This is a genomic window from Planococcus salinus (genome assembly GCF_003719725.1).
Lineage (GTDB): Bacteria > Bacillota > Bacilli > Bacillales_A > Planococcaceae > Planococcus > Planococcus salinus.
In genome coordinates, this window is sequence record NZ_RIAX01000003.1 from 1 (window position 1) to 13,926 (window position 13,926).

General features: G+C 47.4%; 9 protein-coding genes. 3 read left to right on the top strand and 6 right to left on the bottom strand.

Annotated elements, in window-relative coordinates; all coding sequences use genetic code 11:
• Positions 1-3,576: S-layer homology domain-containing protein (locus tag EEX84_RS04820; protein ID WP_192892920.1), on the bottom strand; the 3,576-nt coding region annotated here is incomplete at its 3' end.
• A gap of 576 nt (positions 3,577-4,152) precedes the next feature.
• Between EEX84_RS04820 and EEX84_RS04825 the strand changes: the two genes are divergently transcribed.
• Positions 4,153-5,439 (top strand): ArnT family glycosyltransferase, encoded by a 1,287-nt coding sequence (locus tag EEX84_RS04825; RefSeq protein WP_123164478.1) that lies wholly within the window; start codon positions 4,153-4,155, stop codon positions 5,437-5,439.
• Between the two features lie 404 nt (positions 5,440-5,843).
• Positions 5,844-6,248, top strand: a complete 405-nt coding sequence (locus tag EEX84_RS04830) for a hypothetical protein (RefSeq protein ID WP_123164479.1) — start codon at positions 5,844-5,846, stop codon at positions 6,246-6,248.
• A 250-nt stretch (positions 6,249-6,498) separates the two neighbouring features.
• On the opposite strand, the gene EEX84_RS04840 is transcribed toward EEX84_RS04830, so the two are convergent.
• The 5 genes from EEX84_RS04840 to EEX84_RS04865 all read right to left on the bottom strand — a co-directional run bounded on the left by EEX84_RS04840 (position 6,499) and on the right by EEX84_RS04865 (position 12,323).
• Complete coding sequence (locus EEX84_RS04840) at positions 6,499-7,908, bottom strand: O-antigen ligase family protein (RefSeq protein ID WP_123164481.1); 1,410 nt, start codon at positions 7,906-7,908, stop codon at positions 6,499-6,501.
• Between the two features lie 16 nt (positions 7,909-7,924).
• Positions 7,925-9,040, bottom strand: coding sequence for a glycosyltransferase (locus EEX84_RS04845; protein ID WP_123164482.1), 1,116 nt, complete (start codon positions 9,038-9,040; stop codon positions 7,925-7,927).
• A gap of 22 nt (positions 9,041-9,062) precedes the next feature.
• Positions 9,063-9,935, bottom strand: a complete 873-nt coding sequence (galU, locus tag EEX84_RS04850; RefSeq protein ID WP_123164483.1) for a UTP--glucose-1-phosphate uridylyltransferase GalU — start codon at positions 9,933-9,935, stop codon at positions 9,063-9,065.
• A 386-nt stretch (positions 9,936-10,321) separates the two neighbouring features.
• Entirely contained in the window at positions 10,322-11,593 is a 1,272-nt protein-coding gene (locus EEX84_RS04860) for a nucleotide sugar dehydrogenase (RefSeq protein ID WP_123164485.1), read from the bottom strand.
• Between the two features lie 16 nt (positions 11,594-11,609).
• Positions 11,610-12,323, bottom strand: a complete 714-nt coding sequence (locus tag EEX84_RS04865; protein WP_123164486.1) for a WecB/TagA/CpsF family glycosyltransferase — start codon at positions 12,321-12,323, stop codon at positions 11,610-11,612.
• 136 nt (positions 12,324-12,459) lie between these two features.
• Between EEX84_RS04865 and csaB the strand changes: the two genes are divergently transcribed.
• Entirely contained in the window at positions 12,460-13,572 is a 1,113-nt protein-coding gene (gene csaB, locus EEX84_RS04870) for a polysaccharide pyruvyl transferase CsaB (protein ID WP_123164487.1), read from the top strand.
• Positions 13,573-13,926: the final 354 nt, after the last annotated feature.

Here is a 13,926-nt window from a genome sequence, read left to right on the forward strand (position 1 = left end):
TTCAGCTTCTCCCGCAAGAATTGCTGCAAGTGCTGCTTCAAGAGCTTGTAAATCAGCTAGTTCCATTTCAAGGGTAACTAACACCGTGTCGTCCACTAGTTCTTGCTGAGCATCTGTCAAAGCATCATACGCATCACGTGCCGCTTCAATTTCTGCTGCATCAGCCAAAGTTACAGTACCTGCTTCTGGAAGTTCTGCAATAAGTGTTGCTATAGCTTCTACAGTTTCAGTTAAGACCGCTGTCTCAACTGCATCAATAGTAGCAAAGTCACCCTCAATTGCTAGGATAGCTTCTGCTACATCTAGCTGCTCTCCAGCCGGTAGTGCATCGTATTCTGGAATCTCCAATGCTTCTAATGCTGCATCAACTTCTACAATCTCATCTGCATTATTTACATTAGCAAGCAAAGTTACATATGATGAAGTTTGTTCTTCAATTGCTTCGATAACTTCAGCGAGGGTAGAGAATCCACCTTCAGGAGTTGCATCAATTACTAGTTCAGCAACTTCAGTACGCTGATCTCCTGTCAAGTTTTGATATGTTGTAACGTCGTTATCTATAGCTACTTGAAGCAATACAGAAGAATCTTCAGCGTTTACAGCTACTAATTGATTTACTTCCGTTACGAAACTTTGGATTTCTTGTACTGTAGCAAATTCAAAGTCTTCATCAGCTTCAAGTAACAATTCGTATTGTGCATAGTATGCACCAGTGTTCTCAGAATTTTCACCAGTCAAGTTCAATGCTTCAGCAGCTAAAGCAGTAAAGAAATCGGAAGCTTCTTCCCCTTCATCTGCATCTGCTACAGCTGTATTCACTGCTTCGATGAAAGTAAGGTTTACTTCATTAATAAGTTCCTGAATTTCTGTTACTGATGAAAATACGAAATCTTCATCCGATTCCAAAATATTTTCCAAAGCAGTTTGATAAGCTGTTAAAGCATCAGATGTAGTAATGACACCTTCAAGCCCAAGGTCTGTATTAGTCAATGCAGTTTGCAATCCTGCGAATTCATCTGCTTGAACTGCTGTATTTACAGCTACTAGTTCTTCTAAAGCATCTAACTCTTCAGTAAAGCCAGAAACTACTTCAGCTTCGACTCCTACCTCAAGAAGTGCTGCGATGATTGCACGAGCATCTCCAAGATTTTCAACTGTTGGTACAGCAACTGTTTCAGCTACTGCTGCAGTTACTTCCTCAAGATTGACAGCTTCAACAACCTCTTGAACTTCAGCTATTGTAGAAGGGTTTGCAGATTGGATTGCCAAGAAATACTCAAATGGGAATTCCACTCCGCCTACAGTTCCTTCAATTACATTTTCAATGTTAATTGCTTCAAAAGCATCTAACAAATCATCTTGACCAGTTGCTGCATTTACATCTGTCACAAGACCTTCAAGTGCATCAGCATTTACAGCTAGAACAAACTCAGCAACTTCTTGTGCTGAAGTAAACTCGAAATCTTCATCTTCTTCAACTAGCTCCAAGTATGCTGCTAGGTAAGCATTAGCGTTTCCTGAGATAACTTCGTCAGCATCTAAACCAAATGCGATTCTGTTATCAGTTAATGCAGCCAAGAATTCTGCTGCAGTCAATGCAGTTTCATCCTCAGAAACATCAGCATCATTTAAAGCTTCTAGAGCGTTTTCTACTTCTTCAACATTCGCACGGTCGATAGCTGCTTGAATCAATTCGACTGTATTAGTGAAGCTCTCACCGATTTCTGTCTGATAGAAAGAAACAAACTCAGGGTTTACGTTTTGCAGGTTCAAGACAGGAGCTTGAAGCTCATCAAGAGTTACAGTTCCAGTGTTAATTGCAGTAATTGCCGCTTGAAGTGCTGTTGCAGTGTAGTTAATTGGGAATTCACCAAGATCTGTTTCCCAGAAATCTACATTGATTGTTCCTTGTTCACCCGCAAGGTCAGCGTGAGAGAACGTGTAAACAGTACCTGCTGCGTTTGAAGATACTTCAAAGTCAAGAGCTTCAGATTCTTCATCATCGCCTGAACCTGTAACAAGCGTTACGTCGAAGTCGTCAGCAACCAAGCCTTTGATAGCTGTATTAAGTGTAATTTGGAAAGAAGAAGTTGAAACGTCTGTTACATTAGCAACTGCTACTACTAAATCAGCGTACTCATCTTCAGCATCGTCAAGAACAGTGATTGTTCCGATTTCTGCATCTGCATCAAGTGCGTATACTGCGTCAGCTGCTTCGCGAGCTGCGTCAAGTGCATCGATTGACTCCAAAGTGATGTCTTCTGGAAGGTCAGCGATTGCTGCTAGAGCTGCTTCAAGAGCTGCTTCAAAGTTTGTTTCATATTGCAATGCTGCTAGAGCTTCTTCCAACTCAACAAATGCATCCAATCCTTCGATTTCTGCTTCTTCGTTAAGGTCTAGAGCGATGTCAACAAGTTCGCGTACATTCGCGATTGCTTCTGCATCTTCAAGCGTAAGATCTTCCAATGCTGGAAGTTCAGCGATGAAGTTTTCAGCCACTTCTTCAGCGTATGCTACTTCATCGAAATCTACTGTTACTGTGTATTCATTACCGTCGAATTCGAATGTTACTTCGTTTTCGCCGTCTACAAGATCTTCGTCAAGTTCGATTGTGAATGTTTCACCGTTAGTGAAAGTTACAACCACTGTGTCAGCGTCTGCGTATTCAACTGATTGAATTCCGAATACATCTTCTTCGTTAACAACCACAGTAAAAACTAGATCTTCAGAAACATTTCCTGCTGCGTCAGTTGCAGAGAAAGTGATTGTGTAAGTTCCAGGAACTTCTGTGTCGATTTCATCTACTTCTTCTCCAGCTCCGTTTTCGATAACTGAATCAACTGTAAGATTTTCGTCTACATTGTCTTCAGCAACGATTACAGGGAATACGAAGTCAGAACCAAAAGCAACTTCAATTGTTTTGTCGCCATCGTAAGACAATTTAGGTGCCTCTGTATCTTCCTCAGCTAGACGATAAAGGAAGCGAGCGAAGTCACCGCGTTTGATGTTCTGGTAAGTACCGAACTGAGTAGCGCTGATTCCGTCAGTCACTTCGTTTTCAACCAATGCAGCAACTGCATCGTCGTAACGAGTTCCGATTACGTCAGTGAAAGGAATGTCTGCTGTTTCAGCAGTCAACTCATAAGCTCTTGAAAGCATAAGTGCTGCTTCACCGCGAGTGATCGGGCTGTGGAAATCGAATTCAGTAGCTGATTTACCGTTTACCACGCCAGCTGCTTTCAACGAGTTAACCGCTAATTGGCCACGTTCCGGAACATCTGAGAATCCAGAAACCGGTGCGTCTTCGTTCATCAGACCAGCCGCTTGAGCGATCATGACCGCTGCGTCACCACGTTTGATTTGTGCGTTAACACCAAACTGAGTGTCAGAGAAACCTTTTGCGATGTTGTTACTTACAACGTACTCAACTGCTGTTTCATATTGAGATGCAACGTCCGTGAATGCCGCTGTTGATACTTCGTCAGCTAATGCCGATGGAGCGACTGCAGATGCTACGAGTGTAGCTGTTGCTGCCGTAGCAACAAATTTTTTGTAAGACTTTGGTTGATAAGCCATTAGTGTAATTCCTCCCTGTTTTGGTGTAGATTTGAAGAGTTGTAGAGTCGAGACCCTTTTAATTTAATTATACTGGTAAAACCTTTTCTTTCCTCAATATTCCAATTTTTTATGAGATAAGCCTATAAGATGTATGTAGAAATATTGAGTACTCGGAATCAGTCGACCCGTTAATTAAACTCTATCTTAGTTTATCAAAGAATATCCAGAATTCAACTAAAAAACAGCAAATATGTCCAAAAAATTACACTAATTTGCAAAAATAATCCATTCGTATGACAGTATAATAATTTATCTGAATTTTCTACTTTTATGTAGGCTAATATTATCACAAATATTACAAGATTATTTTATCGAATTTTCATTAATTACCATTATGTCATTTCGTATGACATGCTACAACAAGAAATAATTTCCATATACATCTATCTTGTTTTTCCTTTTTCAGGGAATAGTTATGCAAAGAAGTGAAAGCTGCATCTCCGCTTCTGCAAGTTTGCATTTCCGGCAAAAGATTGCTCATCATACGAGGTATTTTGCTTTATAATAGGAGAGTATATATTTTAGGAGGGCATCATGTTCACGAAACTGAAAAAATTAAATCCCTGGCTGTGGGTTCCACTGGCCATCGGATTGATCATCCGTTTAGCTGTCTTGTTTTTTTATGGTCCCGGCCTGTCGCTGAACAGCGATGATTATTTCTATATCGACAGCGCCAAACATTTGTTGGCGGAAGGCGAACTGGTTTACGTCAATCATGAAGAGCCGACCGTTCACATTATGCCCGGCTTGCCGATGCTTGTGGCCGCTGTCTTTTTCATCTTCGGTACCGGCACGTTTGGTCTTGCTGCCGCGAAAGTTGTTATGATCCTAATCGGCTGTCTGAGCATTGCCGGCATCTACAAAATCGGCGAACGCCTTTTCAGCCCGGTTGCCGGCTCGATTGCGGCATTGATCACCGCTTTGTACTTGCCGATGGTCGTGACCGACAACCTGATCGCGACTGAATCACCGACGACCGCCGCGTTCATCTTTTTCGTTTACTTCTCAATGCGGCTCGCCGATACGCATTCCATGAAGGATTTCTTCTGGGTCATCGGCCTGTATCTGTTCATGCTTTACTTCCGTCCGACGGTGGCACTGTTCCCATTCTTCCTGCTCATTTACCTGATGCTCAAAAAGTATTCATTCAAACTGGGCTTGAAGCAGTTCGGCATCGCGGTGATTCTGCTGCTTGTCGTCATGGGGCCCTGGTGGTTCCGCAACTACGTGGCGTATGACGCGTTCATTCCGCTGTCAGGCGGCGCCGGCAATCCAACACTTCTTGGCACTTACCAGGGGCACGGCTATAAATACGGGCCGCCGATGGCTGAAGTCGTGCTGTCTATTGAAGAAGAATATCCGGATTCCACACGTTACGAGCAAAACCAGTACCAGATGGAAGTGGCGAAAGAGCGCATCCAGACGATGTGGGAGCACAATCCCGACTGGTTTATCCAAACCTATACGACATCGAAACTGCGGATTCAGTGGGAAGATCCGTTCTATTGGATTGAAGTGTTTGGTGTCAGCATCGAGGAAATGAAAATCATTTTCCGTGTGCTGTTCTGGACATCGCTCGTATCGTTTCTGCTGGTGTTCGCTTTCAACAAAGGGACGCGGCGTGAATTTTTCTTCATCAGTTTGTTCATTCTGTATTTCACGGTGATGAACAACCTGTATCTCGCCTATCCGCGCTACAACCAGCCGCTCCTGCCGTTCCTGTTCCTGGGAACCGGCGGCTTTGTGCACATGATTGTCAGACCGTGGTGGACGCGCCGCACGCGACAGCGTTATAAAGAGTCACCGGCTTCCGGCGAATAGAAAGTAGATAAAAAAACGCCCCAGTGGCAGTTCACATTTTTTATGTGACTGTTGCTGGGGTGTTTTTTTGCGTTATAAATTGATCTTTTAATTGAAAGTCACTTTCTTATCCGCTTGGCGCTTTGGGGATGCTTCCCGCGATAAGCCAGTCACGCTGTGCGTGCCAGTCTTATCGCTTCAGCTACCCCGTGAACGCGCCTTCGCTAGGGATAATTCTTTGCAAGTGGGAGGTTACTGTAAGTTACTCTTCAGCAGCAATTCAAGAATTCGTACCACATGGTGTTTTAAATATCGTTGCGCCCTTTAATTTGAGGAGCAATCGAGTCGGTCACTAAGGATGTGTAACTATACCGATATGGCGGTATACTAGCAGTAAAGATGACCGATTGAAAGGTGATGGCAACATGACCAGAAAAAAAGAAAAGCAAGAGTCTATTCGGCAAAGAATGGAACTGCTGCGAAGCTTTGAGAAAGTACGTCACGATTTCCAAATGGGAACGCAAGTCGGATTAACTCAACTGGGGTGTTCAGCAACTTGGCGTGAAAAACTCAAACAAGCGGGAGTTCTCGAAGTGTTGGATCGAAATGATACGGCCGGTGTTCTCATCGAACCAGAAGTCTTTCAAGCCATTCTGGATTATTTGGACTTGATGGATGAAGAACTGGAAGAAGCGCAAATTGATGCTCTGGTTAAGCACCGCAAAGACGCGCGTGATTTTGCTTCCGGAAAAGAGCTGGCAAAAGGAGCTGTCCTTAAATTTAGAGAGAAAAACGAGCATCACCGGAGATTTCTAGATGGTGACCAGTGATAAAGTGCGAACTTTATTGTGTTCCTTCTTTCAAAAAGTATTACCAGCGCCGGCGCGTCTACGTGGTAGCCGAAGCTATGAGACTGGCGGCACCATCGCCTGGCTCATGGCGAGAGGCATCCACAAAGCGTCCGAAGCGGCTTATCTCCTCCTCTTTCATGTCAGAGCTTTTATAAACTTTGATTCTTCGGAATTACTCTTCTTTTTGTGCAATATCGACCTTCGCCCACATACAAAAAAACAATCCGCATCAGCTGTCTGATGCGGATTGTGTGTTGTTTATGGGTATCAGGTTCTCCTTCACTGTCAGCATCGCCAAAATCGCTGCCAGGTAAATGGATACGGCCGGTGCTGTCAATACGTGACCTGCTGTGTAGGCAATGCCGACACCCAACAGGAACGCGACACCGTAGAGAATATAGAAATACGTAAAATGCGTTTTCAGGTTGCGGACGAAGTGGATCAAGTACTTGCCGGCAAACCACACAAACGGCAGCATCAAATACAGGAAACCGATCCAGCCGAATGAGTAGAACCAGTCATGGAAATCCATTTCGATCATCGTCGGTGCTTTGCCCGGCTGCGGTTCTTCGTAATTCCCCGCAAAGCCCATGCCGAACAACTGCTGCACTAGAGGCGAGCTGTTGAAATCGTCCTGCATGTGTTCCGCGTACACTTCACGTGAGCTAAACACCAGGTTCTGCATCTGCTCGTTGGTGATGCCCGTCGGTTCTTCCACGTATCCTTCTTCGCCTTCCTGCGGCACTTCGTCTCCCGGACGTTCTGCCGGTTCTCCGAAATTGATGCCCAGGTTTTCAATATGCGCGAACATATTGCCGAATACCGGCGTAAACGGTGTGACGATAATCAGCAAGGCCGTCAGCGTAAACGACACCAGCAGATTGGCGCGCACGGTCGGTGTGCGTTTTTTCATCATCAGCATGATCAGGCTGCCGATAAATACGGACAGCAGGACGATCAGGATACCGCCGTAGCCCACTTTGGTTCCGAGCGCCAGCATGCCGATCGACAGCAGCAAAAACGGAATCCATGCCCACGGCTTTTTCCATGAGTCGGTCTTTTCCACCCCGTACAGAGCCATGATCGGCAGGATGATTGCCATAATGGCGCCGATTTCATTGCCTGCATAGAACCAGCCGGTAAAGCCGGTTTTATTGTAGGAGTAGTTGGAGAGACTGGTGCCCGTGAGTTGCGCGATGATGAAGATGATCCCGATCACCATACCCGAAATCCAGAAATACTTGGTCGTTTTGGTGGAAATGTCGAAATTGCGTGCTTTCAACTCTTTATACACCACCATCAAGCCCAATAAGACGATATGAAAATAAATGACCTTATTGAAAAACTTCAATTCCTGGAAAAGATAATACGGATCTTTCACTTGGTAGTTGATGACGATATTTATGCCAATCAATACGGCCAGGCCGATTAAATAGACAGTGAAAATACGGCTGATTTTGCTTTTCCTTGCCACCCACAACAAAAACGCCAGCAGCGCCAGCATATAAGCCGCACGGATCAGCACGCCGACGGTCAGGTTCGTATCGACCAAAAAGATGGAAGCCGTCGTCAATATATCAATGATGGGCTGCAACATTAAAAATGCCACCAGCAGCAGTAGAATTTTTTTATAATTCATAGTTGAAAATCCTCTTTCATTTTGTTAACCGAAGTTCATGAAAAATCGATGACAGCTTCGATTGAATCTTTTTTTGGTCGTATTGTTGCGCGGTTTGATAAGCGGCTTGTCCCACTTGTTGTTTCTGCTGATCCGACAGCGCCGTGTACTCGGCCATTCCACGGGCCAAATCTTCGGGGTTGCCGGGTTCTGTCAACCAGCCATTTTCGTTTTCTTCCACGTAATCGAGAATCCCGCCGATGCGGCTGGCCAGGATCGGCGTTCCGCAAGCCATCGCTTCAAGACCCACCAAACCGAGGCTCTCGCCTTTTCGGGTGGTCGGGAAGATGAACAACTCAACCAGGTTATAGATGGCGGCCAGGTCTTTGTGTTTCATGAGCGGAAAATGGATGACGGAATCATCCAGGCCGAGCTGTGACTTCATCGCAAAAAATGCGTCATCGTCTTTGCCCGACCCCACCATGATCAGCCGTGTCCGGTCTTTTTCCTCGGGATGGGCTGCTAAAAAAAGTGCAAACGCCTGTAATAAATGGTCCCATCCTTTGCCGACGTCCATCCGGCCGACATAGCCGAAATAACGGTAGGCCGGGTCTAGCTGGTAATGCTTCATGTACTGCGGATTTTGTTCTCTATTCGGGTAAAATACTTCTGAATTGACTCCTCCCGAAGGAAAAATGCGGATGGGTGTTGCCGCCTGGTATTTTTCCTGGACGAGCCGTTCGTAATAATGTGAAGGTGTAATGATCAATGTGGATTTTTTCAGCAGCCGTTTAACGTAGGGCTGGAATTTTTCCTGCGAAGCCACTTCCGGAACGACGTCACTGCCATGGACATTGGTGACGATGCGGACCGAAGGCTTGAGTTTTTTCAGCAGCAGCAGCGGAAATGCATTATGTGCCGCGTAATGGACATAAATGGCATCGTGCTTGCCGGACAGGCCTTTGCGGACAATATTGGCATAATGCCCAGCATAGCCCAGCGCTTTTTTCAGCTTGCCGGTCTTTTTCCTGAGCACCGCCTTGTCCACGGTGAATCCTTCGTCTTTCAAAATGGCTTCCGTGTTCTGGACAAAAACGCCGTAGCTTGGAAATGCCTGAGAAGGATACATATTCGATACGAGCAGAATGTTCAACTATATCCTTCCTTTCCCCTGATCAACTGTATTGTTCGAGCTTTTTCTTCATGAATTTGATCAAATCGTCGTGAAGATCCGGACGCTGCAACGCGAATTCCAGCGTCGTTTCCACAAAGCCGAGCTTTTCCCCGACATCGTAGCGGTCACCATTGAATTCATAACCGTAAACATTCTGGACGGCATTCAATTGTTCGATGGCATCCGTCAGCTGAATTTCGCCGCCCGCTCCGATTTTCATCTGATCGAGAAAACCAAAGATTTCCGGGTTGAAAATATAGCGGCCGATGATCGCCAAATTGGACGGTGCTGTGCCGGCTCTCGGCTTCTCGACGAATCTGTTGGCTTTGTATAATTTTCCGTTCTGTTCCGACGGATCGATGATGCCGTACCGGTACGTTTCCGCTTCCGGCACTTCCATGACACCGATGATCGATGACTGCGTGGCTTCGTATTGTTCCATCAATTGCTTGAGGCCCGGCTTTTCGGATTGGATGATGTCATCCCCGAGCAGCACGGCAAACGGTTCGTCGCCGATGAATTTGCGCGCAGTCCATACCGCGTGACCAAGGCCGAGCGGTGATTTTTGACGGATGTAATGAATATCCACCTTGCTCGGCAGCTGTACCGCGTTCAGCAATTCGAATTTCTCGGATTCCAGCAGGCGGGATTCCAGCAGATGTGCCGAGTCGAAGTGATCTTCGATTGCCCGTTTGTCTTTGCCGGTGACGATGATGATGTCTTCGATGCCGGATTCGACCGCTTCTTCGACGATGTACTGAATCGTCGGCTTGTCGACGATCGGCAGCATCTCCTTCGGCATCGCTTTGGTGGCCGGCAAGAAACGTGTCCCAAGCCCCGCTGCCGGGATGATCGCTTTTCTCACTTTTTTCATCAGTACCGCCTCCTGTGTCAGTTGCATTTACAGTAAAATATTTCTCTTCCAAACAAGAAATCGCTCCAGGCGGACGCTTTCCGCGGGCACGGCTTCAGCCTCCTCGTCGCTGCGCTCCTGCGGGGTCTTCAGCTCATGTCGCTCCCGCAGGAGTCGCCGCCTTTCGCTCTTTCTTTTGGTATCAATTGGAAATTCACAAGTGGGAATTTAGTAGAAGTAAACGAAAGAGCAGACCTCTTTCTCACTACTTTTATAAAAGATATGGAGCAAAACAGCGGAGACTCCAGCGGGATAGCGAAGTGCCGAAATCCACTCGGGCGCCCAGCCCGAGTTAGTTCGGCGCAAGCCCGCAGGAAAGCGGAGCTGTTTTGCGGAATATCTACTTTTTAGTTCTTCGAATCTCCGAGTACGTAGACATCAAAGCCTGCTTGCTCCCACTTGGCGCGGTCGATGCTGTTTTTGGCATCGATGACGATTTTATTGGCCAGGTTGGTCAAGGTCGTTGGATCGATTTCTTTGAACGCCTTGTGCTCGGTCAGGATGACGAGCGCCGAGGCTTCGTTTGTGGCCTGCTCGAAGTTTTGCGTCTGTTCCGGCAGGTTGTTTTCTTTGATATGCGGATCGTACGCTGTGATGTTCATGTTGCGCACGCGGAACTGGTTGACGACTTCGACGGACGGGCTTTCGCGCATGTCGTCGATGTTGCCTTTGAATGCCAGGCCGAGTACAGCGATTTTCGGTTCTTTGATGCCTTTGGCAGCGAGGATGTCCGCTGTCAATTGGGCTGTATAGGATGGCATGCCGTCGTTTGTGCGGCGTGCCAGATGAATCATTTTTGCTTTCTCCGGGTCGAGTTCGACGAGGAACCAGGGATCGACTGCGATGCAGTGGCCGCCGACGCCCGGTCCCGGCGTGTGAATGTTGACGCGCGGGTGATAGTTGGCCAGTTTGATGGCTTCCCAGATGTTGACACCGATGTTCTGTGCAATCATCGCCAGTTCGTTGGCGAACGCGATGTTGACGTCGCGGTATGTATTTTCCATCACTTTGACGAGCTCTGCAGTTGTGGCATCGGTTTCGTGCATGGTGCCTTCGACGAAGGATTGGTACAGTTCGGTTGTCATGCGGGAAGATTCTTCGTTGATGCCGCCGATGATACGGTCGTTCGACACCAGCTCACGGAATACTTTGCCGGGAATGACGCGTTCCGGTGAGTGGGACACGAATAATTCCGTACCGATTTCAAGGCCGGATTTAACGAGTTCCGGAATCATGACGTTTTCCACCGTTTTCGGCGGAACGGTCGATTCCAGAATGACCAGGTTGCCTTTTTTCAAATACGGCACGACGTTGGCTGTTGCCTGGCGCACATACTCGAGTTCCGCGGTTTTGTCTTCTTTGATCGGTGACGGCACAGCGATGATGAAGACGTCCGCTTCCACCGGTTCCGTATCCGCCGTCAACGATCCGGCATCCACTGCCAGCTGAAGCCGCTCTTCCAAACCGTGTTCTTCAATGTGCAATTCTTTGTTGCGAATCATTTTGACCGCTTTTTCATTGATATCGACACCGTGTACTTTGTGTCCGTGGTTGGCAAACATGACGGCTGTCGGCAAGCCGATATAGCCGAGGCCGACAACACAGATGGATTTCTTCATTTTAGACTTATCTCCTTTAGCGTGATCGCATTACTTTCATCAAAAAGATCGGCAAGTTCAATTGCCGCTTGAAACGGGATGGGCTGGACAACAGACGGTACAGCCATTCGATGCCATATTTGCGGAACAGTTCCGGCGCACGTTTGACGGTGCCGGAGAATACATCAAAACTGCCGCCCACTCCCTGGAATACAAGGACGTTCGGCAGCTTGGACATGTTCCGTTGAATCCACAGTTCCTGTTTCGGACTGCCGAGTGCCACAAAAATGATTCGCGCACCGCTGTCACGGATTTTCCGGACGAGTGCGTCTTCGTCTTTGTGATAGCCGTTCGTATAGCCGGCAATCGGGATGGCGGGATGCGTCGCGCGGATATTGGAAATCGCTTTGGTGACGACTTCTTCCTTGGCACCGTAGAAATAAACCGGATGGCCCTGTTCTTCCGCAAATTTCAGCAGGTTCGCCATCATATCGACACCGGTGACGCGTGAATTGATGTTGCCGCCTTTCAGACGGGCCGCCAGCAGAATGCCGATGCCGTCTGCAATTTGGTAAGTGGACGAGTTGATCAGCTTTTTGACTTGTTCGTCACGCTGAGCCGCCATCACTTTTTCAGGATTGACCGCAATGATCGTCGACTGTCTGCCGTGCGCCATGCGTCCCTCTAAATCTTCTATTATACCTTCATATGACAGGGGTGAAACATGGACCCCCAAATATTTTTCTTTCATGTTATAAACCCTCGATTCACTGGCTTTCAATTTTAATAGTATAGCAGATTTTTTATGGAGTTGCACAGCTCGATTGACAAGTGATAGAATTTAGCAAGGACAAGGCTTTGACGCCTTAGTTTGAGGAGGAAAAAGAGTGAAAATTGTACTATCCGGCTTCTATGGATTGGGCAACACGGGTGACGAAGCCATCCTGAAAGCCATTGTTGATAATTTGCGTGCGGAATTGAACAATCCCGACCTCACCGTCTTTTCGCTTTCACCGGAACAGACGGCGAAAGAATACAATGTCAAATCGATCTACCGCGCCTGGCGCCGTGAAAATAAAGAAAAAGTCAAAGCATTGCGCAGCGCTGACCTGCTGATTTCCGGAGGCGGCGGTTTGCTGCAGGATACATATCCGACGAAATTCCTGTTTGGTCCGTTGCCTTATTACTTGCTGATCGTGCTGCTGGCGAAACTGTGCGGAACAAAAGTCATGTTCTTTTCACAGGGAATCGGCCCGGTCACATCCAAATGGGGCAAGTTCCTGATGAAAGTGCTCGCCAATCGAGCTGATTTTATCACAGTGCGTGACCAGTATTCAAAAGATTACTTACAGAAATTAGGCGTTACACGGCCGGAGTCGGTCGTTACGGCCGACATCGTCTTCGCGTTCAAAGCGGACGAAGAAGACCGTGCCTATAACTCGCTGCCGCTGACCGGTGATGAAAAGATCGTCGCCGTCACGGTGCGTCCGTGGTTCGACAATCCTGACTATATCGAAAAAACCGCACGCCTGCTCGATGACTTGATCGAACAGCGCGGCGTGACGCCGGTGTTTGTGCCGATGGAAGGCAAATACGACGTGCCCGCTTCACAGGATGTCATGTCGAAAATGAAGCATGCGGACAAAACGCATCTGCTCGGTTCGGACTTCACGCCGAATGAATTTTTGAATTTCATTCGCCATGCGGAGTTGACCGTCGGGCTGCGCCTGCATGCGCTGATTTTCTCGGCATTGTCGAATGTCCCCCACCTCGGGTTCAGCTACGACAAAAAAGTCGAAAGCTTCCTGAAACGCTCCGGCATGTGGGAGTACTCGTTCCGCCTCGGCGAAATCGATGAAACCCGCCTGCTAGAAAATGCGTTATATCTATTGGACAACAAACAACAGGCACAAGCCATCATCGAGCCGAACGTCGCGAAACTGCACGCAGAGGCGATGCGGAATATTGAGTTGCTGGAAGAGAAGTTTGTGAAACGGTAAAGTTGAATTAAATATCTTTGCGTATCGATATTCCGCAAAACAGCTGCGCTTTCGGGCCCACAGGATGTGGGTCATGGAGCTGGCGCGACAGGACGTCGCGTTGCCAGCTGCCGCGGGCTTGCGCCGAACTAACTCGTGCTGTCGCCCGAGTGGATTTCGGCACTTCGCTATCCCGCTGGAGTCTCCGCTGTTTTGCTCCACATCTTTAAATGAGCTAGACGTTTCTTACAAAGTTTGGTGAAAATCTGAAGTTCTATGTAATAGCTAGTGCTTTCATTTGTAAGCATCGATGTGAAACCAAAAGAAAAAGCGTAAGGCGGCGACTCCAGCCGGAGCAGTGACGGAGCAAAGCGA

Bases quoted from the DNA above. Each gene is read 5' to 3' on its own strand.
- EEX84_RS04825 (WP_123164478.1), top strand. From the start codon at position 4,153: ATGTTCACGAAACTGAAAAAATTAAATCCCTGGCTGTGGGTTCCACTG.
- EEX84_RS04830 (WP_123164479.1), top strand. From the start codon at position 5,844: ATGACCAGAAAAAAAGAAAAGCAAGAGTCTATTCGGCAAAGAATGGAA.
- EEX84_RS04840 (WP_123164481.1), bottom strand. From the start codon at position 7,908: ATGAATTATAAAAAAATTCTACTGCTGCTGGTGGCATTTTTAATGTTG.
- galU (WP_123164483.1), bottom strand. From the start codon at position 9,935: ATGAAAAAAGTGAGAAAAGCGATCATCCCGGCAGCGGGGCTTGGGACA.
- EEX84_RS04860 (WP_123164485.1), bottom strand. From the start codon at position 11,593: ATGAAGAAATCCATCTGTGTTGTCGGCCTCGGCTATATCGGCTTGCCG.
- EEX84_RS04865 (WP_123164486.1), bottom strand. From the start codon at position 12,323: ATGAAAGAAAAATATTTGGGGGTCCATGTTTCACCCCTGTCATATGAA.